This window comes from Schaalia odontolytica, assembly GCF_031191545.1.
Lineage (GTDB): Bacteria > Actinomycetota > Actinomycetes > Actinomycetales > Actinomycetaceae > Pauljensenia > Pauljensenia odontolytica.
Genome location: NZ_CP133472.1, coordinates 581,722 through 606,093 on the forward strand (window position 1 = coordinate 581,722; position 24,372 = coordinate 606,093).

Annotated in this window: 26 protein-coding genes and 1 riboswitch; of the genes, 8 read left to right on the forward strand and 18 right to left on the reverse strand. The window is 65.1% G+C overall.

The window, feature by feature from the left end:
* The first annotated feature begins 18 nt into the window (after positions 1-18).
* Positions 19-735, forward strand: a complete 717-nt coding sequence (locus RDV55_RS02540) for a TetR/AcrR family transcriptional regulator (protein WP_111822679.1) — start codon at positions 19-21, stop codon at positions 733-735.
* Positions 736-737: 2 nt separating this feature from the next.
* On the opposite strand, the gene RDV55_RS02545 is transcribed toward RDV55_RS02540, so the two are convergent.
* From RDV55_RS02545 to RDV55_RS02565, 5 genes are all read right to left on the reverse strand, one after another.
* Positions 738-1,871, reverse strand: coding sequence for a glycosyltransferase (locus RDV55_RS02545; RefSeq protein WP_111823109.1), 1,134 nt, complete (start codon positions 1,869-1,871; stop codon positions 738-740).
* A 137-nt stretch (positions 1,872-2,008) separates the two neighbouring features.
* Positions 2,009-2,272 carry a hypothetical protein gene (locus RDV55_RS02550; protein WP_245907600.1) on the reverse strand — a complete coding sequence of 88 codons (264 nt, stop codon included), beginning with the start codon at positions 2,270-2,272 and terminating at the stop codon, positions 2,009-2,011.
* Positions 2,273-2,412: 140 nt separating this feature from the next.
* Positions 2,413-2,586 (reverse strand): hypothetical protein, encoded by a 174-nt coding sequence (locus tag RDV55_RS02555; protein WP_245907599.1) that lies wholly within the window; start codon positions 2,584-2,586, stop codon positions 2,413-2,415.
* Positions 2,587-2,780: 194 nt separating this feature from the next.
* Positions 2,781-3,326 carry a GNAT family N-acetyltransferase gene (locus RDV55_RS02560; protein WP_111822678.1) on the reverse strand — a complete coding sequence of 182 codons (546 nt, stop codon included), beginning with the start codon at positions 3,324-3,326 and terminating at the stop codon, positions 2,781-2,783.
* A gap of 86 nt (positions 3,327-3,412) precedes the next feature.
* Positions 3,413-4,378 (reverse strand): Fic family protein, encoded by a 966-nt coding sequence (locus RDV55_RS02565; RefSeq protein ID WP_111822677.1) that lies wholly within the window; start codon positions 4,376-4,378, stop codon positions 3,413-3,415.
* Between the two features lie 151 nt (positions 4,379-4,529).
* Here RDV55_RS02565 and RDV55_RS02570 point away from each other — a divergent pair, with 151 nt between their 5' ends.
* On the forward strand, positions 4,530-5,903 hold the full coding sequence (locus tag RDV55_RS02570; protein ID WP_111822676.1) for a replication-associated recombination protein A: 1,374 nt from the start codon (positions 4,530-4,532) through the stop codon (positions 5,901-5,903).
* A 29-nt stretch (positions 5,904-5,932) separates the two neighbouring features.
* Here the strand turns inward: RDV55_RS02570 and RDV55_RS02575 are convergent, their stop codons facing one another.
* Complete coding sequence (locus tag RDV55_RS02575; protein ID WP_245907598.1) at positions 5,933-6,742, reverse strand: class I SAM-dependent methyltransferase; 810 nt, start codon at positions 6,740-6,742, stop codon at positions 5,933-5,935.
* A gap of 189 nt (positions 6,743-6,931) precedes the next feature.
* Between RDV55_RS02575 and RDV55_RS02580 the strand changes: the two genes are divergently transcribed.
* The 3 genes from RDV55_RS02580 to RDV55_RS02590 all read left to right on the forward strand — a co-directional run bounded on the left by RDV55_RS02580 (position 6,932) and on the right by RDV55_RS02590 (position 9,266).
* Complete coding sequence (locus RDV55_RS02580; RefSeq protein ID WP_111822674.1) at positions 6,932-7,447, forward strand: pyridoxamine 5'-phosphate oxidase family protein; 516 nt, start codon at positions 6,932-6,934, stop codon at positions 7,445-7,447.
* 396 nt (positions 7,448-7,843) lie between these two features.
* A complete protein-coding gene (locus RDV55_RS02585; RefSeq protein WP_111822673.1) occupies positions 7,844-8,761 on the forward strand; it encodes a YobF C-terminal domain-containing protein in 918 nt (305 codons plus the stop codon).
* Positions 8,762-8,840: 79 nt separating this feature from the next.
* The gene (locus RDV55_RS02590; RefSeq protein WP_111822672.1) at positions 8,841-9,266 is read left to right on the forward strand and encodes an SRPBCC family protein; all 426 of its coding nucleotides are present in this window, start codon (positions 8,841-8,843) and stop codon (positions 9,264-9,266) included.
* Between the two features lie 70 nt (positions 9,267-9,336).
* Here the strand turns inward: RDV55_RS02590 and RDV55_RS02595 are convergent, their stop codons facing one another.
* The 4 genes from RDV55_RS02595 to RDV55_RS02610 all read right to left on the reverse strand — a co-directional run bounded on the left by RDV55_RS02595 (position 9,337) and on the right by RDV55_RS02610 (position 11,730).
* Positions 9,337-9,882 carry a ClbS/DfsB family four-helix bundle protein gene (locus RDV55_RS02595; RefSeq protein ID WP_111822671.1) on the reverse strand — a complete coding sequence of 182 codons (546 nt, stop codon included), beginning with the start codon at positions 9,880-9,882 and terminating at the stop codon, positions 9,337-9,339.
* A gap of 132 nt (positions 9,883-10,014) precedes the next feature.
* Complete coding sequence (locus RDV55_RS02600; protein ID WP_111822670.1) at positions 10,015-10,626, reverse strand: hypothetical protein; 612 nt, start codon at positions 10,624-10,626, stop codon at positions 10,015-10,017.
* 31 nt (positions 10,627-10,657) lie between these two features.
* Positions 10,658-11,140: a hypothetical protein gene (locus RDV55_RS02605; RefSeq protein ID WP_111822669.1), complete on the reverse strand. Its 483-nt coding sequence runs from the start codon at positions 11,138-11,140 to the stop codon at positions 10,658-10,660.
* Positions 11,137-11,730: a TetR/AcrR family transcriptional regulator gene (locus RDV55_RS02610; protein ID WP_111822668.1), complete on the reverse strand. Its 594-nt coding sequence runs from the start codon at positions 11,728-11,730 to the stop codon at positions 11,137-11,139. Before RDV55_RS02610 ends, RDV55_RS02605 begins: the two co-directional genes overlap by 4 nt.
* 259 nt (positions 11,731-11,989) lie before the next feature.
* Here RDV55_RS02610 and RDV55_RS02615 point away from each other — a divergent pair, with 259 nt between their 5' ends.
* Both RDV55_RS02615 and RDV55_RS02620 read left to right on the forward strand, forming a co-directional pair.
* The gene (locus RDV55_RS02615) at positions 11,990-12,838 is read left to right on the forward strand and encodes an aldo/keto reductase (protein ID WP_111822667.1); all 849 of its coding nucleotides are present in this window, start codon (positions 11,990-11,992) and stop codon (positions 12,836-12,838) included.
* A 154-nt stretch (positions 12,839-12,992) separates the two neighbouring features.
* Entirely contained in the window at positions 12,993-13,532 is a 540-nt protein-coding gene (locus RDV55_RS02620) for a DUF6652 family protein (protein WP_111822666.1), read from the forward strand.
* A 5-nt stretch (positions 13,533-13,537) separates the two neighbouring features.
* Here RDV55_RS02620 and RDV55_RS02625 read toward each other — a convergent pair whose 3' ends face one another.
* Positions 13,538-14,407 carry a DUF2262 domain-containing protein gene (locus RDV55_RS02625; protein ID WP_111822665.1) on the reverse strand — a complete coding sequence of 290 codons (870 nt, stop codon included), beginning with the start codon at positions 14,405-14,407 and terminating at the stop codon, positions 13,538-13,540.
* 177 nt (positions 14,408-14,584) lie between these two features.
* Here RDV55_RS02625 and RDV55_RS02630 point away from each other — a divergent pair, with 177 nt between their 5' ends.
* Positions 14,585-14,854, forward strand: a complete 270-nt coding sequence (locus RDV55_RS02630; RefSeq protein WP_111822664.1) for a type II toxin-antitoxin system RelB/DinJ family antitoxin — start codon at positions 14,585-14,587, stop codon at positions 14,852-14,854.
* Between the two features lie 73 nt (positions 14,855-14,927).
* Here the strand turns inward: RDV55_RS02630 and RDV55_RS02635 are convergent, their stop codons facing one another.
* The 7 genes from RDV55_RS02635 to sucC form a co-directional block, all read right to left on the reverse strand.
* Positions 14,928-15,539 carry a hypothetical protein gene (locus tag RDV55_RS02635; protein ID WP_111822663.1) on the reverse strand — a complete coding sequence of 204 codons (612 nt, stop codon included), beginning with the start codon at positions 15,537-15,539 and terminating at the stop codon, positions 14,928-14,930.
* Positions 15,540-15,546: 7 nt separating this feature from the next.
* A complete protein-coding gene (gene guaA, locus RDV55_RS02640; RefSeq protein ID WP_111822662.1) occupies positions 15,547-17,103 on the reverse strand; it encodes a glutamine-hydrolyzing GMP synthase in 1,557 nt (518 codons plus the stop codon).
* 149 nt (positions 17,104-17,252) lie between these two features.
* Complete coding sequence (locus RDV55_RS02645) at positions 17,253-17,840, reverse strand: biotin transporter BioY (protein WP_111822661.1); 588 nt, start codon at positions 17,838-17,840, stop codon at positions 17,253-17,255.
* 148 nt (positions 17,841-17,988) lie between these two features.
* Positions 17,989-19,830: a bifunctional phosphoribosylaminoimidazolecarboxamide formyltransferase/IMP cyclohydrolase gene (gene purH / locus RDV55_RS02650; RefSeq protein ID WP_111822660.1), complete on the reverse strand. Its 1,842-nt coding sequence runs from the start codon at positions 19,828-19,830 to the stop codon at positions 17,989-17,991.
* Positions 19,831-19,853: 23 nt separating this feature from the next.
* A riboswitch (ZMP/ZTP riboswitch) is annotated at positions 19,854-19,938 on the reverse strand.
* A gap of 3 nt (positions 19,939-19,941) precedes the next feature.
* Positions 19,942-21,372 carry a cell division protein PerM gene (locus tag RDV55_RS02655; protein ID WP_428985089.1) on the reverse strand — a complete coding sequence of 477 codons (1,431 nt, stop codon included), beginning with the start codon at positions 21,370-21,372 and terminating at the stop codon, positions 19,942-19,944.
* A 73-nt stretch (positions 21,373-21,445) separates the two neighbouring features.
* Positions 21,446-22,366: a succinate--CoA ligase subunit alpha gene (gene sucD, locus RDV55_RS02660; protein ID WP_111822658.1), complete on the reverse strand. Its 921-nt coding sequence runs from the start codon at positions 22,364-22,366 to the stop codon at positions 21,446-21,448.
* A 27-nt stretch (positions 22,367-22,393) separates the two neighbouring features.
* Entirely contained in the window at positions 22,394-23,581 is a 1,188-nt protein-coding gene (gene sucC, locus RDV55_RS02665) for an ADP-forming succinate--CoA ligase subunit beta (protein WP_111822657.1), read from the reverse strand.
* Positions 23,582-24,372 lie beyond the last annotated feature (791 nt).

The following is a 24,372-nucleotide window of genomic DNA, read 5'->3' on the forward strand; positions in this document are numbered from 1 at the left end:
CACCGAAGCGGAGAGTCCATGCCGTCGTCACGCCAGCGCGCGCTATCGCGAGACATCATCTTGTCGACCGCGCTCGACGTGGTCGACGAGGAGGGGCTCTCCGCTTTGTCTCTGCGGTCTTTGGGAAAGCGTCTCGGCGTCTCCCAGGCCGCTTTTTATCGTCATTTCCCCGACAAGGCGGCCCTCCTGGAGGGCATTGCCGAGCAGGTCTGGCGCCTCACGTTCGAGTCGTTCCTGGACCGCGTGAACACCGGGGCGGTCGATTCAGCTTCAAAGCCCACGCACGAGGCGTCGGAGCCGACCGAAGGTGCCCCCGCCTCGCCCCTGATGACCTACATGCGCGCCTACGCGCATTGCCTGGCATCAACGCTGCGCTCCCACCCGGGCGCGGTCATGCTTCTGCTCACGCACCCGATGTCGACGCCCGAGCAGCTCTCGCTCCTGGCGCGCGTATTCGTGACGCTGGCCCGGCGCGGCTTCACGCCGAATGCGGACATGCTGGGGCTGGTCAACGCGGTGTCGATCTACACGACGGCGTTCATCGCCGCCGAGGTCGTTCCGCCCGTGGGCGGCTCCCCCGAACAGCCCGCCGACCTGTCGGCCGCGAGCGCCGCGCTCGACCCCGAGGACGCGCAGGCGCTACGCCCGCTCATCGAGGATCTCCTGGACGGCCGCTACGACTTTAACGCTCAGTTTGAGCGGGGCCTGGAGGCGATCCTGCGCGGCTGGAGCTGAGGCTAACCGACCAGCTCCTCAACCTCGCGCACGATGCGCGCGACTCCGCCGAGCGAGGACAGTTCCGCGCGCAGCCCTCGGATTCCCGAGGTCAGGACAGGCTCGTCGACGAGGGTGCGGGCAGCGCGTGCGATGAGCGCCGGCTTGGGCTCGCGCACGGTCAGGCCGCAGCGCACGTTTTCCACGGCCTCGGCGTTGAATTGGCGCTCAAAGACGCGCCCCGGGACTATCACCTGGGGAACTTCGTAGGACAGAGCGTCCATCATCGAGTTTTGCCCGCCGTGGTGCACGAAAACGCGGGCACGTGGCAGGAGATCGGCGACGTCGAAGCGGGGCGCGCAGGTCACCTCCTGGTCCCCCACAGCGTGGATGGCCTCGGCCACGCCCGCGACGTAGACGTCGCATCCGAGGGCCTCGGCGAGCTCCCGTCCGGTGCGCACGGCCACGCCCGCGGGGACGCTGCCCGCGCCGAGGTAAACGAGGACACAATCGCGCGGCGTGGCCGTCAGTACGGGCGGCTCGTCCAGGAACCCGCAGTAGACGGCCCGCTCCCCCGCCCGCGGCTCCAGGGTCGGGCAGCTCAGGATGAAGCGGCGCCGCACCCCCTCGAGGATTGTCAGGGACGAGGCCGGGGCGGGCATTCCCATCTCGCGCAGCAGGCGTCGAATTCCTGCGGAGTTGCGCGGGTTGGAAGCGTAGGAGGCGGTCGTCGGCTGCGAGCCGCTGCCCACGCACGGGATGCCCTCGGCGCGTGCGGCGATGACGGTGGCGAGACTGAATTCGGAGTAGACGACGTCGGGGCGCGCGGTGCGTATGTGGGCGCGAAGTGCGTCGACAGCGGCGCGCGTGTAGCGCTCGTCGAGGGCACCGGTCAGCCAGAGGACCTCCTCGAAGCTGCGCACGGGCTTGCGGCCCATGAGGCCGAGGCGCGAGGCCAGGGGGAAGGTGTGGCGCGCGATGGCCTCGGGAAGGCCGAGGGGTGAGGGCACCGGAATCTCAAGCGCGGGAGCAATGGGATCAACGCAGTTTCCGTCGTCTCCCCACGCGAGCACGGCCTCATGGCCAGCGTCGCGGAACGCACGTGCGACGCGCTGCGCGCGCGACCACGGTCCACCCATCCGCGAGCGGGCAACCATGGGAATGACGAGAACCTTCACGTGTCAAGGGTACGCCGCTCACAACCGCACGCCCGCAGCGCGCCCACGCACCGGTGCTAGGAAGGGCACCCCTGAACACCAATAAGGTCGAGGACTTCGACTGATTGGCGACACCTCTACCGGTTCACGCGTTTGACGAAGCGGAACATGTAGTCGGCCTCGCCCATCGGTTCGTCCGCCCCACGGGGATGGGAGGGGTCGGGGTGACGTTCGTTGAAGAACTCGACGATGTGGAAGCCGCACTTGTTGACATAGAAGTGGATGTTGCGCACCTCGAAGTATGGAGTTTCCAGGGTCCATTCCGTGACGTGCGAATGGGCGGCCTCGATGGCGAACCAGGCGCGCGTCCCCACTCCCCTGGAGTGAACCGAGGAATTCATGGCGAACAGTAGGACCTCGCCTCGTTCCCCATCGACGGGAGGATCACGTTGCCCACGACATTGCCATCCTCAACGAGGCGATAGGCCAGCGCTCCCGGCGCTTTCAGGGACTCCTCAATGTCGGACAGCGGGAGAATCGGCTATCCGGTCGCACTGCCCGCGCCAGGACCAGCCGGAGGCTGCTCGCGCACGGCAAGACGCTCCCCCATGAAGGACCCCTGCGGGTTGCCCTGGAAGTGCTCGAAGGAATCTTGAAAGTCCGCGATCAGCGCAGAACGATCGGCATCAGTCAGGGGAACAAGCGCAATCGTCATGGGTGCATCGTATCTGTGAACGGCTACACATCTAACAACAGGGGACACTTGCCGCCGTATCCTGGGGGAGGGCCTCAACGACGTGTGCCTGGCGATCCACGACGACGTCCCCTTCGCCACACGCGAAGGTCTGCGAAGAACTGGGATTCTAGGCTCCTGAAGCAAGAGCAGTAAGCGCCCGCTACCCTTCGGAGCTACAGTTCGAGCCTCATGTGCACGAGCTCCTGGAACCCCGTGGACGAGGACCAATAGCCCCGGGGGTTGCGCCCGCACTCCTCGAACCCCGCGCGCCGATACAGGGACATCGCTCGCTCATTGTCTGCCACCACATCGAGCTCGAGCTGGGTGTAGCCCGCCCGGCGCGCACAATCGATGCACGATTCCATAAGCACTCGGCCGATCCCCATCCCCCAATACTCCTGGAGCACGCTGATCCCGAAACGCGCCCGGTGAGCCACCTTGCGCCTACCACCCACCGCCGCAACTCCAGCGCTGCCCACGATCTTCCCATCGACGACGGCGACGAGCTCAACCCCATCATCACTACGTTCCGTTTCCGCCAGAGAGCGTGCCTCCCGCTCCTCGTCAGTGCCCTGCTCATCCGGGTAGGACAGCAGGTAGTCGGTCTCCGAATGCGTGCGGCGCATGGTCTCGCGCAGCGCCCGGGCGTCCGAGGCGACGGCATTCCGCACAAGGAGCTCCACCCCACCTGTCAATGCCACCATCGCAACATATCTCATCGTCGATTTCCTTCTCTCCTTAGCAGCAGGGCTCGTTGTGGAGTAGCGGGGTCTCCATACCAATACGTGGACGACTGATCGCGGACCTAGGGTCCAGGGAAGCGGACAACCCACACGCCCGACCGGGTACTCCCCTGTCGTTCGAGGACACCTTCTTCCTTGAGCTGCGCGACGATGCGCTCAGCGCTTCGCTTCGAGCAGCCGAGGTGCTGCGCGAGTTGAGCGACGGTGGAGTGCGCATTATCCCCCAGGAAAGCAAGCGCACGGGCACCCACGGTGTCCGCTGCATTCGCTGGCCGCGCATAGGGAAGTATGGCTTCCCTGATCGCTTCGAGCATGAACTCGACGAAGTCCTCGCTCGAGCCGGCCGCGCCGGAGCGGGCCAAGGCCTCGTAATAATCCGCCTGCCACCTCCTGATCGCCGACTCGATGGGCACCCAGGCCAGTACCGGGCGCCACCGCGCCAACAGTAGCGTGTGCCAGAGCCGTCCCATCCGGCCGTTCCCATCTGAAAAGGGGTGGCAGAACTCGAACTCAAAGTGGAAGATGCACGAGACGAGGAGTGGGTGCATGCGCGTCGTATGCACCCACTCGAAGAGGCCGCCCATCACCTCGGGGACATAAGCGGCTGGCGTCCCCGCATGGATGAGGGTACCCCCGTTGAACACGCCGACATTGCCGGAGCGAAAGCGCCCAGCATCGGGAACGAGGCCACCCATCATCACGCGGTGAACGCGCAGCAAATCCTCCAATGAATGAGGATCAAGCTCGGGTATGAGATCGTAGGCTGTGCGCGCGTTTTCCACCTCGAGAATGTCGCGCTGATCGCCGAGCACTCGTTTGCCATCGATGATCGCACTCACGGCACTCTCGTCAAGCTTGTTGCCCTCGATGACGAGCGAGGAGTAAATCGTGCGGATCCGAAGCTCCCTGCGCAGGGCGGGACTGGTCGACAGCGGAGCCTGCGGCGAGAGCATACCGACCAGCTCCGCAATCTCCATGCAGAGGGTATCGATAACGTCAGTGCGTTCGAATGACGGCTCGTAGGCCATGACCACCCCCTATTACCGCCACAATTATACCGCCAGTGGCGGTAATCCGGGGGCGGCTTGTGGGCGGCGATCGGTGAGGCGCAGACGAGGGCGACTCGTCTTACCCTGGGTACAGGAACCGGATTCGTGGCACCACCAGGAGGGCTCACCCATGAAGCGAAGCCAGCAACACTCACTGTTCGAGGAGTCCGGCGAGGACACGCGTCCTCTCGCCGACCGGATGCGCCCGGTTTCTCTCGACGAGGTCGTGGGTCAGTCGCACCAGATCGGGCCGGGCAAGGCCCTGCGCTGCATGATCGAGGCCGACCGAACGCCCTCGATGATCTTCTGGGGGCCTCCCGGGGTCGGCAAAACCACCCTGGCGCGCGTGATCGCCCGCCACACCCACGCCTCGTTCATCGACTTTTCCGCTGTGACCAGCGGCATCAAAGAGATCCGCGAGGTCATGAAGCAGGCCGACGCGCAGGCGTCCATGGGTAGCCGCACGATCGTCTTCATTGACGAGATCCACCGCTTCAACAAGGCCCAGCAGGACGCCTTCCTCCCCTTCGTCGAAAAGGGCGCGATCATCCTCATCGGCGCGACCACCGAGAACCCGTCCTTCGAGGTCAACAACGCCCTCCTGTCGCGCTGCAAAGTCTTCGTCCTGCACGGCCTGACCGAGGAGGACCTGGTTGCCTTGATGCGCCGAGCCCTGAGTGACCCGCGGGGTTTCGGCAACCAGAACGTACATATCGAGGACGACCTGCTGCGCACGATCGCGACCTTCGCCGACGGCGACGCGCGCGTGGCCCTGTCCACCCTGGAGATGGTCGTCCTCAACGGCGACGAAGAGGACGGCGTGACGACCGTCAGCCAAGACACCGTCGCGCAGCTGACCTCCACCAAGAGCCTGCGCTACGACAAGGACGGCGAAGAGCACTACAACATCATTTCGGCGTTACACAAGTCGATGCGCAACTCGGACCCGGACGCCGCCGTGTACTGGCTGGCCCGCATGCTCGAGGGCGGCGAAGACCCCCTCTACGTCGCCCGGCGCATCACGCGTTTCGCCTCGGAAGACGTCGGGCTTGCCGACACGAACGCCCTGAACGTGGCGATCAACGCTTTCCAAGCCGCCCACTTCATCGGCATGCCCGAGTGCTCGGTCCACTTGGCGCAGGCCGTCATCTACCTATCGTTGGCCCCGAAGTCGAATAGCTCCTACATCGCCTACGAGCACGCCAAGAAGGACGCGCTACACACGCTCGCCGAGCCCGTGCCGCTGACCATCCGCAACGCCGCGACCCGCCTCATGAAGGACCTGGGATACGGGCAAGGCTACCGTCTCGCCCACTACGAGGCAGACAAGGTGGCCACCGACCTGCAGTGCCTGCCCGACTCGCTCGCGGGCGCCGAGTACTACAGGCCCACCGAGGAGGGCAACGAGAGGCGCTTCAAGGAGCGCCTGGAATGGCTGACGCACCTGCGCAAACAGGCGAGGGCCGCGACCCCGGACGCCTCGGCCAACGACGACGAGGCGTAGGCACCCCGCGGCCCGGAGGGCCATGCCCCTCACGGCCGCCCCATGTCGATGGTCGTCATGGACACCATGTGGAACATGTCCGAGATGCGCATGTACGCCCTGGGGATGAGCCCTACGCCGCGCCGGTCAATCTCGCGGTAGTAGGGCACGTGTTCGACGAGGCGCGCCCCGCCTTGGAGCCTACCGACGAACTGACGGGGGTCGTCAACCGAGAAGTGCATGGTCGAGCCGTTCTTCATGCGCTTGACGTACGCCTGCGAGAGCTTCAGCCCCCTGGAGGAGGTCGAGTCGAAGACCACTCGCACGGCGTCAAAGGCGCAGAGGTGGTTCAGGAAGTCGATGACTCTTTCCTCCTCGAAGTAGTAGAAGACTCCCGAGACGACGACGATGGTGGGCCGCTCACCATACTCCTTCACCCGCTCGATCCACGAGTAGTCGAACATGTCGCCCGGGATCAGGACCTGGCGCTGGCCGGGCGAGAGGAGTTCGCCACGCACGCGGATGACCTCGGGCAGGTCGAGTTCGAACCAGAGGGCACGCCCATTGTCGCAGCGCCAGTACGTTGTCTCCAGCCCGCATCCGACGCTGACAACCGCCGCGTCGGGGTGGGCCGCGAGAAAGCGCCGTATCCGGCGGTCCATGTTGACCGAGCGCGCGATGCTCGACACCATGGTGTACTCGTTCTGCCCGCGGTTCATCGTCGCCGCATCCTCAGGAAGAGAGGATTCCAGGCCGAGGGCCTTGGGATCGTGGATCATCGACGGGTAGTGCCTCGAGGCGTAGATGCGCCCCACGAGGGGGATGTACAGGGTCTTCGACAGCTCACTCAGCTCGGGCACGTCGGCCACCTCTTTCGGGTCTTCGGATCGGGCTGTTCACAGGGAACACCGTCGGGTGCCGTCTTTCAAGGCACCGAGGTCCCAGTGTCCCTCTCCCACGGGCGCCCGAAGCGCCATTGCCCCGGCCTATCCTGGTGGGAAGGGCCGCGCGGCGCGGCCCCCGACCCCGACCCCGAAGGGAGAGACCCCATGGATGGAAACACAATCGACTGGGAGGCGGCGGCGAGGCGCTGGATCGACCAGGAAGCGGGCGAGGCGCGCATGCCCGAGGATGAGCTGATCGCCGAGATTGAGGCCTTCCTCAGCCGCCACAAGATCTGCGCGCTGGCCACGGCGGGGAATGGTATTGTCCGCAACACGACCGTCGAGTACGTCCACGCCGAGGGGGCCTTCTGGATCATCAGCGAGGGCGGCCTGAAGTTCCGGGCATTGCGGGAGAACAGGAACGTGTGCCTGGCCATCCACGACGACGACGTATCCTTCGATAGCCTCGCCGGATTGCAGGTGACGGGCACGGCGCAGGTGCTCGAGCCCTTCGGCGAGGAGTATGAGCACGCTTGCCGGTTGCGCGGCATCCCGGTGGAGCGCCTGCGGAATCTGCCCTTCATCATGAACATCATCAAGGTGACCCCCACTCGCTACGACTACGTCAGCGGCAGGCTCAAGGAACGCGGGTTCTCCGCCCGCCAGCACGTCGACCTCTGAAGGGGACGCCGGAGGATCTGGCCTTGAGGAGGCACCCGTGAACGTGGCGGAGACGCTCACTCGCTTCTTCCGAGCCAAGCACGAGTTCTTCCTGGGGTGAGGAAGGCGACAAGCAGCGCGAGCACCCTCACATCGTGACATCGGCGGTTCGGGGCGCTCAGGATTCTCGATGACCGGAAGCAACCCCTCCAAGGATGATTTTTCGTTGTGTTGACGGGAATTTTTCTTGCCGTTATCGTGGGCGGGGGACTGAGTGAGCGCCGACCGCTCCTCTGCCCGCCTGTCACACGTGAGCAGTCTCCAAGGAGGGATGCCAGGCGCGGCTTTCCCTGCCCCAAACCTGGGAATCATCGCACGCAGATTGATTCACGCGCGCGCAGAATGTGAGGAGAACGCATGAGTATGTACTTCGGAGACGTGTCGCTGTGCTACACCAACTCGCTGGCAATGGCCCTGGACTCCTACGGGTTCGACGTGCGGCCCGAGCGCCTGGAGGCGCTCATGGTCATGGGCAACGGGGCAAGCGTCATGGAAGACGACCCGCGCCATCCGATCGTCTTCTTCGACAACGGAATGCCCGACGCGTCCATCAGTAACTGCCTGCGCGCGCTCGGCTTTACGTGGGAGGACTTCTTCGTCGAAGGACCCGCGGCCGGCCTCGGCGAGGTTCGGGATCGGCTCGCCCGCATGCTGGAGCGCGGCCCCGTGGTGGCGGGCCCTCTGGACATGGGACTGCTCACCTACAACCCGAACTTTCGTGAGCTTGGCGGGGTCGATCACTTCGTCTGCATCCTCGGCCTTACCGACGGTCGGGTGCGGCTGCACGATCCGGCGGGATTCCCCTGCATGAGCATGGAGTTCCAGGACTTCGCAAAGGCCTGGGAGGCGCGGACGATCTCCTACAGGAGGGGGTCGTTCTCCATGTGGGGCGCCTTCACGCGGGTAAGGGAACCTACGCAGGAGGAGGTCTACCGTGAGGTCTCCTCTATCATGAGAAGACGCTACGAGGCAGGCGAGGCGGGCGTCATCCGCGCCTACGCCGAGGCCATCCGACGCAACGGAATGAGCCAGCAGCAAAAGCAGATGCACCAGTACTTCAGTTTCCGCTTGGCCGCGGCCAGGAGCCTCTACGCTGCCCGATTCCTCGCCGACCACGACCCGGAGCGGGCGGAGCTCAAGGAGCGGATCGCCTCCCTGTTCGGGCAGGCGCACCTGCACAACCTCGCGGAGGACAACCTCGCCTTGGCAGACACGCTGGGGAGGATCGCTGAGCTGGACGACCGCTTCAGGGAGCTGTGTATCCTGAGAGGATAACCGGGGAGCGCCTCGCGACGGGGAGGCGGCAGACACATCCGGCACCGTGGCTCCCGTGTGAAGAAGGACGGTGGGGACGATGGGACGAGTTCGCGTGGTTTACGAGGACGACCTGCCCTGGCCGGTATCCCAGGCGTGGCAGGTCGTCACCGACGTCGATCAGTGGCGGTGGCGTTCGGACCTGGAGCGATGCGAGAGGGTCGGCGAGCACGACTTCGTGGAGTATCCCAAGGGCGGCAAGCCCATTCGTTTCACGACCGTGCGCCGGCAGGAGGAACGACTCTGGGAGTTCTCCATCGACGGAGATACCCTGGAGGGATGCTGGCGAGGCGTATTCGTCCCGGCGGGATCCGGGTGCCGCCTGCGCTTCACGGAGGACGTGGACGTGCGGGGCAGGTTCGTCCCCCGCTGGGTTGCCAGGCTGTTCCTACGCTCGTACCAGGCCCGATACTTCAGGGACCTGCGTGCGGAGTTGCGTCGCCGCTACGGCGAGGCCGGGGCGTGAGTCGCGGGGGCCGGCAAGCCGCTCGGACTCTTGTGCCGAGCGCTGGCGCGGCATGCACCGCGGCCCTCGGCTAGTCGCGCCTCGCGCACGCCCTTCGGTGGGCGCGGAGCTTCTTGAGCGCCCAGTCGTAGTGGGAGCTCGTGGCGCTCACGAAGTAGGAGCCGAGCGTCGTGGTCCCCGTCCAGTCGAATCGTCCCCTGTCGAACAGGTCCTCGTCGGAGAACCCCTCCGCCAGGGCCATGACCCCACTGTGGGACTGATCCAGCAGGTCGCGGGCCTCTTCCAGGGGCGTGTCCTGATGCTTGCGCCACAGGGCGACGTTCATGTCGCCGTAGGTCCGCCACGTGAAGGGTTCGGGCAGGAATGGCCGCTTCGCCCCGACCTCGTTGGCACCCACCCAGTCCAGGAGGAGCCGGTGCCACTCGTGGAGGTGAGCCAGGACGTCGCGCAGGTTCTTGTCCCGGCTCCAGTGCGCCTCCTTCCGGCCCTTGTCGGCGGAGAAGTCGAAGGGGGCCGCCAGTTCGTCCTCGGTCATGGAGGCAGCAAACTCCATGAGCTTCCCGTACCCGTGTGCGGATGCGGTGATCAGCTCGTTCTTGCTCGTCGGTCGCGCCACGACACGGCCTCCTTCATCTCCTAGGCAAAGGAGTTCCTGACTCCTCCCATTCTAGGGCGGGGGCGACCGACGGGGCGTGCGCAGATCCAGGGGGAAAAGAGGAACACTCCCCACGGCAACGCTGTGATCGGCTCATTCAGCCTCTTGGACGGCTTCGCTTTCGAGGCCGGTGACGCTGGAAACGCCGCGCATCAGCAACCATGCCGTCGATAGTGCGATCGCTATGAGCATGGGGATCGGCTTCACGGGTTGCCCGAAGTAGGTGCTGAGGATCTGTGCCAGCCCAATGACCGCCCCGCTGTACTTCCACAGGGGCCGGGACAACAACCCGGCCCAGGCGATCATGAATACCCCGAGCATGATGTCGCACATGTGCCACGCCCCGTAGATCTCGGCCACAGCCCCCCGGAGACCGTCGTCGGCGACGGCAGGCAGCCCATTGACGGGGTAGACGAGCCTGCCGGTCCCGAGCACAATCACCACCCATGCAATCAGCATCAGCACGAAGCTCGCCACCGCGAGCCCGGTCAGCGTTCTCCCATTGCGGACACGCGATTCGAGCCCGATGTAGAAAGCCCACCCGCCCAGGACGGCTGCAAGCATCAGTAATTCGTCCATGGCCATGAGCAGAGCGCTGTACTGATCCACAGTTTCGCGCAAGGAGGCCGTCGACGCCATCTGGAGACCAACGTACAGGAAGCCGATCCGGACGGCCGCGTACGCCAGAACAGCCGCGACGAGCACACCCCGGGCCAACTGGCGTGTTCTTCCCCGTTCAGCTGGCCGACTGCCCACGTGTTTCACCCTTGCTCCCATGGAACGCCCAGGCCCGGCCAAGCACGCCGCGCACGATGTAGCTGGCACCCGCAAGCGCGAGAGCCAGGCCCAGGCCCGTGTAGAAGAAAGCAATGAACCAGTTGGGGAAGAGGCCGATGGCGCGCATGACGATCCCGAAGGTCATCATGACCGCCATCATGATGTAGCTCTTACGGTCGAAGAATCGAAAGAAGAGGTGGCGATCCCCCTCCAGGTCGGCGATACGCCGGGCATTCTTCTTCACGAGCCTGGAGAACATCGAGTGGAAGGCACTAAAGACCGCGATCGCGCCGCCGACGAGGGCGATCAGGATGATCGCGGCGACTCCTCGCATGTCGATGGCCGCGCGCACGCCCAGGATGGCGACGTTCAAGCCGGCGAGCAGCCAGACCACGCCGGCGACGGCGATCAGCGGCTGTTTCTTCATGCGGAATCGACTCATCGAACGGGTTCCTTGTCTGTGGCGAATTCGGGGGCGTATAGGGCGGCGTCCAGGAGGGTGATGAGCGTCTCACAGTCGCTTCCCTCCGCGAGCGAAGAGAAGAGGGCGCGCAGCACGTAGCGGCACAGCGGCTCGGGGCTCATGGGGCCGACGAGGCGCGAGGAGTCCACGGCCTCGTCCGCGTCGAGGACGCGCGCGAGTCCGCGCTCGATGTGGGCGAGCATGGGGGCGCGCACGGCATCGAGTGCCGCGTGTTCGGCGCTGGGCAGGCGGCGCATCTCGGTAAACCAGTCGACGCTCATCTCCGCACGGGCAGAGCTCAAGGCCTCGCGGAATCGCCTCACGTAGGAGGTGAAGCGTTCACCGGGGCGCACGACGCACAGCTCTTCGGAGAGGTTCTCCTCGAAAAATCGGGTGAGCACTGCGGCCGTCAGGTCTGCCTTCGTCGGGAAGTAGCCGTAGACCGATCCGACGGCGATCCCGCACGCGGAGGCGACCTTGCGCACGGAGAGCGCGGAAATACCGTCGCGCGAGGCGATGGCGTAGGCCTGGCTGACCAGGCCCTCCCGGTCGATCACTTGTTTGGGCACGTATTCCTACTGTCTTGCGAGCTGCAACAACTCATAATGAACAGTGTTCAGTATAGGGTTGCGCAGCCTCACGTCAAGAGCAGAACCACAAATTCATACCGCCATCACCATAATACTAGCCGCACATCACATATCCAGATGCACCCGCCCCACACAAACCAACCGGGGATAGGAATACTCTGACATCAGCAGCGTCCGCACGCCTCAGCGCCACACTGCCGAGCCATCGCACGCCGCTCACGACAACAAAGGAGTTCACATGGACCACATCACCCTGAACAACGGCATCACAATCCCCCAGGTCGGCCTCGGCACCTACCTGCTCGAGCCCGATGATGCCCAGTCAGCGGTCACCTACGCACTCGACAACAACTACACGCTGATCGACACGGCGAACGTCTACGTGAACGAGCGCGCCGTCGGGCGCGGAATGCGCGCGTCCTCGAAAGCGCGCGATGAGATCTTCCTCGAGACGAAGCTCTGGCCATCGTTCTTCAAACGCCCCACCGCCGTCGAGGAGACGCTCGAGCGTCTGGGCACGGACTACATCGACCTGATGATCCTGCACCAGCCCGCCGGCGACACGGTCGCGGGGTACCGCATCCTCGAGAAGGCGCATAAGGAAGGCAAGATTCGCGCAATCGGCCTGTCAAACTTCGACGTTGCCCAGACGCAGCGCATCCTGGACAAGTGCGAGGTTGTCCCCACGATCAACCAGGTCGAGTGCCACCCGTACTTCCCTCAGACGGAGCTCAAGGAACTCCTCAAGGAGCACAACATCGCACTGCAGGCCTGGTACCCGCTCGGCGGGCGCGGCAACGACTCGATCATGACCGAGTCCCTCGTCCAGGGCCTCGCCGAGAAGCACGGCAAGTCCCCCGCCCAGGTGCTGCTGCGCTGGCATATCCAGCAGGGACACATCGTCATTCCGGGATCGAAGACGCCGTCGCACATCGCTCAGAACATCGACCTGTTCGATTTCGCGCTGACCGACGAGGACATGGCCCAGATCGATTCCCTCGACAAGGGGAAGCCGTTCTTCGAGCACAACGACGAGGTCTTGGCTGGGTTCCTCGCGTACGTGCCCGACGTGGAGGGCCAGAAGTAGTCCCGCTACCGCGCACTGAGCTGAACGCACGACTGTTTCGGTAGCGACACCAGGCGCACATCACGAGGCCTACCTTGCTTGGCAGGGTAGGCCTCATTCCGCGACAGCAAGGTTATACTCGCCACAAGTCAACGAAGTCCGATGGAGAAAACCCATGTCTCGAGTCGCATCCCTCGTCACCACGTTCTGCTTCGTCGCGACAGCCTATGCGGGCGGGCCTTTTACCGTAGTTTTCTATCGTCCCTACCCAATGCTCCGGATCGACGTCTGGTTCCCCGCGATGCTTGTGTTCGCCGTGGCGACTGTCGTCTTCACCAATATCTCGCGCAACAGGCGCAAGCCCCGCGAACTGGCGTTCTGGGGACTCTTCATCAAACTTAGCTTCCTCCCCTTCTTCCTTATCACGTGCTTGTTGCTTCTCTTCCTGGGACAATATTTGTTCGCTCCAGGCGGCCCCGCCCCTCACGTGCTCTTCCTCCCTCCCCTACTCCTGGGGAGCTACATCATCATGATCGTCACCTCATCCCACGGGTTCGCGGCAATCGTTCGGGCGCGCAACGAGCAACTAATCTCCCCTGAAACGGCGAAGCAGCACAAGCGATGGCATGCCATCCCCGTCGCCGACCTGGTCTCCTCGATCAGGCTCTACGCACTCCTGCGTCGACTCGACAGCGCCTCTCCGACCACCATGTAGGACGACTATCCCTCCATGTTTGCCTTGGTCACACCGTCCTTCAGGGTTCCGTACACGGTGACGCTGTGCCCGAAGAACACATCGTCATCATCAAAGTAGGCGGAGAATGAACCCTCGGCGTCCATCACGATACTGCGCAGCTCGATCCGGCGAGCAAAGCTCTCTTCGGTAATCTCTGGGGCCTCCTCGTCGGCGGAATCGCGCCACTCACACGCGAGTTCGGTCAGCTCACGTGCGGCGCTCGCTCGCATGTCGCGGTCCCAGCGATCCTGGTCCGCCAGCATCGCTTTCATCGCTTGCCTGGCCGCGATCCAGCTGTCCTCGCTTGCCGCATCGACCTCAAGCGACACGTCGATCTGCTCACCCTGCCACAGGACATGTCCTTCGAACACGTCGTAGTCCTTGTCGAGGGTGAGCTCTCCGAGCACCTCGTCGGTCACCACGACCGGTCTGCGGTATTCGGCCAGAACCTCTTCGAGCGCGGGGCACGGGGGGCGCTCTTCGAGGACCTCGACGATCAGGAACTGACTGAGCGACGAAGCAGCCACACCATGCGGAGCCTCGTGCGGGACTTTCTTGCGCGCCTTGAGTCGGTAAACCGCCTCCTGACAGAAGAGATCGAGGATTCCTCCAGCATCGTGTTCCTCATCGCTAACGGGATAGACGATCCGGCCGTCCCCCGTGTACAGTGCGCCGGTCTGACAGTCCACATACGCGACGAAGTAGTGCGCGACCTCCCAGAAGCTATTCCTCTTACTCGCTCCCCTGCCGCCGGCAAGCAGGACGAGGATCTCCCTGGCCTCGTCCTCAAACGTGCGCTCCCATTCCTCCTGCGTCATGCCGTTATGCGAGCGCATGTATTCGAGCAGATCCACGTGTCATCCTCCTTGATCCAGGGCTGCCGCTTCGCTACGACGAACCCTACTCCACGTGATGCGCCGTGAGCACTGCGAAGCCAGGCCAACAGACAGCAAATCAACCGTTTTATCCCCAGAAAGAACCCGAACTGTACCCGGTTCGGGCCTATAATCGAGACAACGAAAGGAGCGATGATGCCGACAATGACCCGCACAGCTGAGGTGAAGACCCGCACGACCGCACAGATCAAGGCCGATGCCGCAGCCGTCTATGCGCGCTGGGGAATTAGCCTCTCCGACGCGACCAACATCTTCCTTGCCAAGTCGATTGAGGTTGGCGGCCTCCCCTTCGATATGCGCCCCGAGATCCCCACGTTTGATGGCCTTGAGCGCTACGCCTACCGCCCACCCCTGGATGCGAATGGAGTCGCACGACTCCCTGGAGACTGGGATGACGGCGAGTGAGGGAGCGCCCAATTCACGAGAAACAGCTCGCTAAGAAAAATAGATTATCCATACCACACTCAGCAACTATGAATCAGTTGAGAACTGAATCAATATCATTGACCATTAGGCGCAAGAGATCACCTTTACGAAGCCCCCGCTTCATCCCCATATCTTTCCGCAACTGAACCATAACCTTTTCCATCCCGAATAGATTCTGGAGTGGATCACCTGAAGAGTTCGACGAAGCTGTTCGCCAATTCCCCCAAGCCTGAATAGCTTTAGAAGAGCCCCAGAGCGTTAGCTCCTTGTTAAACTGCTTTAGAATTTCTGCGAGCTCATCATCTGCCATAGTCTTCCCTTTTGAAGCGACTGCCTGAAAATCATAGACTAAAGAAATAAGCCTCATATATGGCTCTTCACGATGCGCGCGAAGATACTCATTCTTTTTCATAAACGAGTTCACTACTGTGTTCCCAAGAAAAGATACCGCAGACACAGCACCAGTTATCAATGCAACGATGATAGCCGAATCAAGACTCGATAGCGAACTAAAGAATACGCCAAAAGCCGGCCCAAGCTTCACCAGAAAAAAGTAAATGAGACCAACAATCACAGCGAGAAAAAATAGCAGATAAACAAATCCAAGGATAGTTTGTCCCGTCGTTATTTTCAGCTTATTCTCCAGCTGCGACTGTTCACTCATTCCGCTATCACTCCCACTCGATGGTGGCCGGGGGCTTGGAGGTCACGTCGAGGACGACGCGGTTGACCTCGGGCACCGAGTTGGTGATGCGCGTGGAGATGCGGGCCAACACGTCGTAGGGCAGGCGGGTCCAGTCGGCCGTCATCGCATCCTCGGAGGAGACGGGGCGCAGCACGATCGGGTGACCGTAGGTGCGGCCATCCCCCTGAACGCCCACGCTGCGCACGTCGGCGAGCAGGACGACCGGGCACTGCCAGATCTCCTGATCCAGGCCAGCGGCGGTGAGCTCCTCGCGGGCGATCAGGTCGGCGGCGCGCAGGATATCCAGGCGCTCGCGCGTCACCTCGCCGATGATGCGGATGCCCAGGCCGGGGCCAGGGAAGGGCTGGCGGTTCACCAGGTAGTCGGGCAGGCCCAGCTCGCGACCGACCGCGCGCACCTCGTCCTTGAAGAGGGTGCGCAAGGGCTCGACCAGCTCGAAGGTCATGTCCTCGGGCAGGCCGCCCACGTTGTGGTGACTCTTGATGTTGGCCGCGCCCTCGCCGCCGCCCGACTCGACGACGTCGGGGTACAGGGTGCCCTGGACCAGGAACTTGACCTCGCCGCCGGCGGCGCCAACCTCTTCGATGACCTGCTTCTGGGCGGCCTCGAAGGAACGGATGAACTCGCGGCCGATGATCTTACGCTTCGCCTCAGGCTCGGTGACGCCGGCCAGGGCGGACAGGAAGCGCTCGGACTCGTCGCACGTGACGACGCGGATACCCATGCCGCGCGCGTAGTCGTTCTCCACCTGCTCGCGCTCGCCCGCGCGCAGCAGGCCATGGTCGATGAAGAAGCAGGTCAGCTGGTCGCCGACGGCCTTGTGCACGAGCGCCGCGGCCACGGAGGAATCCACGCCGCCGGACAGGGCGCAGATGACCTGCGCGTCGCCGACCTGCTCGCGGATCTTGGCGACCTGCTCGTCCACGATGGAACCGGCGGTCCACGTGGGCTCCAGGCCAGCGCCCTCGTAGAGGAAGTTCTTCAGGGCCGCCTGGCCGAACTGGGAGTGTCCGACCTCGGGGTGCCACTGCAGGCCGTAGAGGCGACGCTCGCGCGACTCGAAGGCAGCGACGGGAGTCTCGGAGGTGGATGCCGTGACGGTGAAGCCCTGCGGGGCACCCTGGACGGCGTCGCCGTGGCTCATCCACACGATCTGATCGTCAGGGGTGCCGCCGAACAGGCAGGAGTCCCCCGCGACGGTCGCCTCGGTATGTCCGTACTCGCGGGTGCCCGTGCGCCCCACGGTGCCACCCAGGGCGTGGGCCATGGTCTGGAATCCGTAGCAGATACCCAGAACGGGCACGCCTGCCTCGAAGATCGCCGGATCGACGGAGGGGGCGCCCTCCTCGTACACGGAGGACGGGCCGCCGGACAGGATGATGGCGGCGGGCTCCTTGGCGAGCATGTCGGCCACGCTCATGGTGTGGGGGACAATCTCCGAGTAGACGCTGGCCTCGCGCACGCGGCGCGCGATCAGCTGGGCGTACTGAGCGCCGAAGTCGACAACGAGGACGGGATGCATGTCAGAAGCGTTCACCCTGCCAATGGTACCCGCGCGCGCCCCGCCCCGTCGCACTCCATTACGCATGTCACCACAGCGTACGCCGAATACGACGACGGCCCCGCCCCCGGGTGGGGACGAGGCCGACTCGCGTGACGCTGAAGCGCGGATCAGCGGAAGATGGAGCGCAGCACCGGGAAGGTGCCGGTGGCCACGGCGGCCTTCACCAGGTCGCCGATGATGAAGGGCACGAAGCCCTTCATGAGGCCCTGCTCAAGCGTCATGTGAGCGAAGGGGATCATCCAGGCAAGGCCCGCGACGTACACGGAGAACAGGGACACGAGCGCGGTCGGCGCCATGGTGATGATGCGACGGTCCGCGCCGCGCTGGGCGGCCGCTCCGGCGATCGCTGCGACGAGGAGGTAGCCCAGGATGTAACCGAAGGAAGCGAAGGCCCAGCCGACGTTCGTGCCGGTGAAGACGGGGGCACCAGCAATACCGAGGAGGGCGTAGGCGGCAACCGAGAGGAGGCCTCGACGAACGCCCAGGGCAGTGCCGACCGACAGCGCGCCGAGCGTGCCCAGGGAGACGGGCACGGGCGTGAAGGGCAGCGGAATCGAGATGCGCGCCAGGACGATCATGGCGATCGTGCCGGCCGCCACGAGGGCAATCTCGCGGGCGATCGTTCCGCCGAGACGGTCTGCGAGGACGCGGTTCTTGTGCGCGAGGGCGGCGGGCTGGACGGTCAGCGTGGTCATAGGGAACCTTTCAGCAGGGCTAACAGCCTTTCATTCAACAATTGAACAATATGTCGACTGTCGCTCCCCTGTCAAGCACACGGGAGAAGATCTCAGGGGGCGAGCGTCACACCGGCGCTCGCCCCCTGACGTCAATCAACAGGCGTGATCAGTGCGCGAAGTGGCGTGTGCCCGTCAGGTACATCGTGATGCCCGCGGCCTTCGCCGCATCAATCGACTCCTGGTCACGAACGGATCCGCCGGGCTGGACAACGGCCTTCACGCCCGCATCGATGAGCACCTGCAACCCGTCGGCGAAGGGGAAGAAAGCATCCGACGCGGCAACCGCACCGACAGAACGCCGCTCGGGAGCCTCGCCCACAACCTCGGACGCGCGAGCGCCGCCCGCACTATCCACGGCGGAGACGGCCGCGTCGCCCGTCGAGCGCGAGCCCAGCGTGTTCGCACGCTCAACAGCCAGCTTGCACGAGTCCACACGGTTCACCTGGCCCATGCCCACGCCCACCGAGGCACCATCCCTGACCAGCAGGATCGCGTTCGAACGCACGGCACGCACCGTACGCCACGCAAACTCCAGGTCCGCCAGCGTCACCTCGTCGGCCGCTTCACCCGCAACGAGAGACCAGTTCTCCGGGGCATCTCCAGGGGCATCGATGTCGTCGCGCTCCTGGACCAGCAGGCCGCCACTGATCTGCTTGAATTCGTACGAGCCGCGAGCCGGGGGCTCGACCTGCAGGACGCGCAGATTCTTCTTGGCGGAGAGCACTTCGAGCGCCCCCTCCTCGTAGTCGGGGGCGAGCACAACCTCCGTGAAGATCGGGACGATCTGGCGGGCCAGCTCCACGCTCACCGGGCGATTCACGGCGATCACGCCACCGAACGCCGACACCGGATCGCACGCGTGCGCGAGGCGGTGCGCCTGCGCCACATCATCGGCCACCGCGATGCCGCAGGGGTTCGCATGCTTGATGATCGCCACGCAGGGACGCTCATGATCGTAGGCCGCACGCAGAGCCGCGTCACCGTCCGTGTAGTTGTTGAAACTCATGGCCTTTCCGTGCAGCTGGCGAGCGTTCGCGATCCCCGGGGCCAAGGCCTCGTCGCCCGCCCCCTCATCCTCGAAGGACTCGTCCATCTCACGGTACACGGCCGCGCCCTGGTGCGGATTCTCGCCGTAGCGCAGCGACTCCACGCGCTCGAAGGCATCCGCGACGAACACGGGCATACCCGAGGCCTGCCCCTCCTCCTCTGGCACCTCCACCGCGTAGTCTTCCCCGGTCTGGTAGCCCAGCGACTCCAGGAACGCCGCGTCCGAGGCATCCAGGTGGGTCTCTGCGGCCTCGTCGAGGGTCTCGCGCACGTCCTCCAACTCCAGCTCGTCGGCAAGCCAGCCGGCGATCGCCAGGTCGTAGGTCGCCGTGTGCGCGAAAGCCTCGGCGGCCAGCTCGCGGCGCTGCTCGAGAGTAAAGCCCTCCCCCGCCACGGCCTCGACCACGTCCGCGTAACGCTGCGGGGAGGTCACGACCGCGACCGACGGATGATTCTTTGCGGCGGCGCGCACCATCGAGGGGCCGCCAATGTCGATCTGTTCGACGCACTCGTCGAAGGACGCACCCGAGGCGACCGTGTCCTGGAACGGATACAGGTTGCATACGACCAGGTCGAAGGCCCGGATGCCCAGCTGCGCGATCTGCTCGCGGTGCGCGGCCTTACGCTGGTCGGCCAGGATGCCGGAATGGATGAAGGGGTGCAGTGTCTTCACGCGCCCCTCAAGCACCTCGGGAAAACCGGTGACGTCGTCGACCGGGGTGACGGCCACGCCCGACGCCGCAATACGAGCGGCCGTGGATCCGGTGGAGACGATCTCCACGCCGGCATCGCCGAGCGCGCGGGCGAGATCCTCCAGCCCAGTCTTGTCGTAGACAGAGATCAGGGCCCGTTTGATGGGGCGCACGTCGACGGGTTCAAGGTTGTCCAGGGAGACGGACATAGTTCCTCCAGGTTGATACCAAACCCAGGCGCCCAGGCGGGCGACGCCTCGCGGGAAATGCGGCCGCTCCCCGGTGGTCATCCACCCTCGCCAGTCGCGGCACCCCCCAGTCTAGTTCAGCCCTCTGCGCCGCGTCCCCTTCGTCGCGGGGTCATCCGCGTCACCTTCGCCCTGGCCCGCTTGACTGTCCGCAGCCTTGTCGTCGCCCGCTTCCGCGTCCTTCGCATCAGCGGGACCGGAGGCCTGCGCCCACGCCTCGTCCATCTCCGATGCCGCGGCCCCCTCACGGGAGGCGCGCTCGGCGCCGCGTCGGCGCAAGGCCTCGCCCTCATTGCGGACGCGCCCCGCTCCCTCACCCAGGAGGGCCCGCGTCGTCGGATGGGTCGCCAGCGCGATGATCAGGGTGGGCAGCGCAATCTCGAGAACGAGCGCGAGCGTCGCCCAGCCCACGCGCGGACCCATCGATGCCAGGCGCGCGGAGCCCAGGCTCATCGTCGCGCTCCACATCCACAGGGCCGTCACCGAGGCGACAATCACCGAGGCCAGAACGCCCTGGGCGCTCTGGTGTAGCAGGTGCTCGCGCCGGAAGGAACGCGCCGCGACAACGCCCAAGGCGATGCCCAGAGCGATCGGAGCAAGAATCACCCACATGCCGGGGGCCGTCTCGGGGACGGCACCCAACAGCGGAATTGGCGGAATCGGGCCGGGGGCCGCCACCGCCGGGGAGTGCAGCGAATCCGTCGCCGTCAGAAAACCAGCGCCCGACCACCAGGCGGCAGCCCAAGCCATCACCGTCGGAGCAAACAACACCTGCCCGCCGACGATGAACGCCGTGTCCGTGGCCGAGTCCGCACCCAGGATCTCCTGGATACCGGCCATGCGGTTCCACCCCGCGACGAGCGCGACCACGGACGCCACCAGCGACGCGGCCGCGAGCGCGAGGAGAGACAGGCCACCCAGCTTGAATCCGCCCGAGATCCAGTGCTGCATCGACGGGGCCTCATTATCGCGCGAATACCCCGACGCAACGAACCACAGCGAGCCGATGAGCGGGATCAGAATCGCGCCGATCGTGCCCGTCCACCAGTGCGAATAGATGCCCGATGCGCCCGCAAGAAGCCAGGACGTGAGCAGGAAACCGGGCACTGCGAACAGCGCCGAGGAACGCGGGAAGTCAGCCGTATTGCGCAGCAGGAGGCGCACGAGAACAATCAGTAGGATGCCCGCCAGCGTCGGAATCGCGCGGTAATGCACTCCCCCAACCACCGACGTGCCTCCGATGACGGCGGCCCACAGGTCTGAGCCCAGGCCGAGAGCATCACGCGGCGTCGTGTTATTCATCCACGAGTTCGATCGCATCGTCAGATACGCGATCATCGTGAAGACCGTGATGAGTGCCCATCCCGCGAAGGCAGCTTCGATGCCTGCCAGCACGCCGCGCGCCCAGCCCTGCGGGACGGCGACACGAATCGTCGCGCGATCCGGCACGTACGTGGTCGTGGTTCGCCGGGGGCTGGGTACTTCTCTGATGCGCTCGCTCACATGCCCATAGTGTCAGAATCGGCCCGGGGTCGCGACGCTGCGCGCCGACCCCGGGCCGATTCGTGCTGTGACGTTAGCGCGAGAGAATCTCGCGGGCGATCTGCGCCGTCTGCGAGGGGGTGCGACCCACGCGCACGCCCACGGCCTCGAGCGCCTCCGCCTTCGCGGCGGCCGTGCCCGACGAACCGGACACGATTGCACCCGCGTGGCCCATGGTCTTGCCCTCGGGGGCAGTGAAGCCCGCGATGTAGGCGACGACGGGCTTCGTCATGTTCTCCTGGATCCACGCCGCCGCACGCTCCTCGGCGTCGCCACCGATCTCGCCGATCATGATGACGAGGTCGGTGTCCGGGTCAGCCTCGAAGGCCGCCAGCGCGTCGATGTGGGTGGTGCCGACGACCGGGTCACCGCCGATGCCCAGGCACGTCGTGAAGCCGAAATCGCGCAGCTCGTACATGAGCTGGTAGGTCAGCGTGCCCGACTTGGAGACGAGGCCAAGGCGTCCCGGTCCCGTGATGTCCGCCGGGGTGATGCCCAGGTTCGCCTGCCCGGGGGAAATGATGCCGGGGCAGTTCGGGCCGATCAGGCGCACGCCCGCCGCGAGCGCGCGCTCGACGACGATCGTGGAGTCCTGGACGGGGATGCCCTCGGTGATGAGGACGATCGTCTCGATGCCCGCCTCGATGGCCTCAAGGGCGGCGCCCTTCGCGAAGGCCGGGGGAACGAAAATGACGGACGCGTTCGCGCCGGTTGCCTCGCGGGCCTCGGCGACCGTGCCGAAGACGGGGACCTCGACCTGGCCGTCGGTCACCTTGTCGGCGCCCGGACCGTAGCCGGCCACGTCGAAGGTGACGGTCGTGCCGGCCTTGCGCGGGTTCGTCCCGCCGACGATGGTGGTGCCTGCGCTGAGCATGCGCTGGGTGTGCTTGCGTCCCTCGGCGCCGGTCATGCCCTGGACGATGACCCGGGTGTCAGAGTTGACGAAGATAGTCATGGGTGTTCTCCTGCGGTTCTCGGGTCGTTACTTCGACGAGGCCTGGGCTGCGAGCTGGGCCGCGCGCCGGGCCGCCCCGTCCATCGTTTCTTCCATGTGGACAAGCGGGTGGGCAGCCTGCGTGAGGATCGCTCGCCCTTCCTCGACCTTGTTGCCATCGAGGCGCACGACCAGCGGCTTGGAGGCCGCGTCGCCCAGCGTCTCGAGCGCGCCGACGATGCCTCGGGCAACCTGATCGCAGGCGGTGATGCCGCCGAAGACGTTGACGAATACGGAGCGGACCTGCTCGTCGCCGAGGATGATGTCGAGACCCTTGGCCATGACCTCGGCCGAGGCACCGCCGCCGATATCGAGGAAGTTCGCGGGCTTCATGCCGCCGAACTCTTCGCCGGCCATCGCGACCACGTCGAGCGTCGACATGACCAGGCCCGCGCCGTTACCGATGATGCCGACCTGGCCTTCCAGGCGTACGTAGTTGAGTCCCGCGGCCTTCGCGGCGGCCTCTCGCGGGTCCTGCGCGGCGACGTCCACGAGCTCGGCGTGGCCGGGGTGGCGGAAGCGCGCGTTGTCGTCAAGGGTGACCTTGCCGTCCACGGCCCACACGGAGCCGTCGGGGCTGGAGACCAGCGGGTTGACCTCGACAAGGGTCGCGTCCTCCTCGCGGTACACCGTCCACAGGGTCTCGAGGACGGGCGCGATGGCCTCGGCCGTTTCCTCGTCGAAGCCCGCCTGCTTCGCGATGTGGCGGGCGACCTGGGCGTCGATGCCGACGGCGGGGTCGAGGGGGACGCGGGCCAGTGCCTCGGGGCGTTCCTTCGCGAGGGTTTCGATGTCCATGCCGCCCTCGCGCGAGCACATCGCCAGGTGGCGGCGGTTCGAGCGGTCCAGCAGGATCGAGAAGTAGTATTCGGCGGCGATGTCCGCGCCGGATGCGATCATGACCTTCTTGACGATGTGGCCCTTGATGTCGAGGCCGAGGATCGCCTCAGCCTTCTCGTAGGCCTCGTCGGCTGTGTGAGCGAGCTTGACGCCGCCGGCCTTGCCGCGGCCCCCGGTCTTGACCTGCGCCTTGACGACCAGGAGCGAGGCACCGTCCTCCAGGAGTTCGCGCGCACCCTCGCGCGCCTCTTCGGGGGTTGACGCCAGGCGGTAGTCGAGCACGGGCACGCCGTGCTCCTTAAACATCTGCCGGGCCTGGTACTCGTAGAGATCCACCTTATTCCCTCCGTTGAACGTGGTGTGGTCAGCGCAATAATTCTAACGTGCGACCGGCACAAACGCGCCATTTCCTCCCATTATCAAGGCTTGTCACAGCCTTGACCGGACGGGCCTTTCCCTTTGTCAATGCTTTGCGTTGCCGGGGGTACGGTGATCACGCTCCTGCCGAAGCTCGAGCGACCGAACAGACTCCAACGCGGAGGAACGACCCGAGGGGCGGCGCATACGGGACCCCCGGCAAAGGCGCGCGGACGGCCGCCGGGGATTTTCACGACACGAGGGTCAACCACGCGCGTCGGTGGCGACGTACCGGCCCGGACCGAGGGGGAACTGCACGACACCAGGGTCACACGCCCGTTGGCACCGGCGCACCGGCAACGACCGAGGGAGAATTGCACGACACCAGGGTCACACGCCCCTCAGATGGCTTCGTGTCGGGTAAAAGCCCCCACTGCCACCTGAGAGAAGGCCACCTCGATGCCTCATTGTCGTTTTCGTGAATGGGTTCCAAAGATGCGGATAGGCTATGGCGATATGGATAGGTTATCGCCACGCGGATAGGTTAATAACCTATCCGCACCCTCATAACCTATCCATGAGCCGACAACCTATCCGCGTGCGCGGCGGGTACCCCCTCGACTCGAACACGCCGATCTCACGCCGACAACCTATCCGCATGCGCAGCGGACGCCACCGGCGTGGGGGGTGCCGCGTGGCCTACGCGGAGTGGCCTTGGTGCCGGCGGACGGCGGCAGGGACGCGCAGCAACACGCGAGACACAGCGGTAC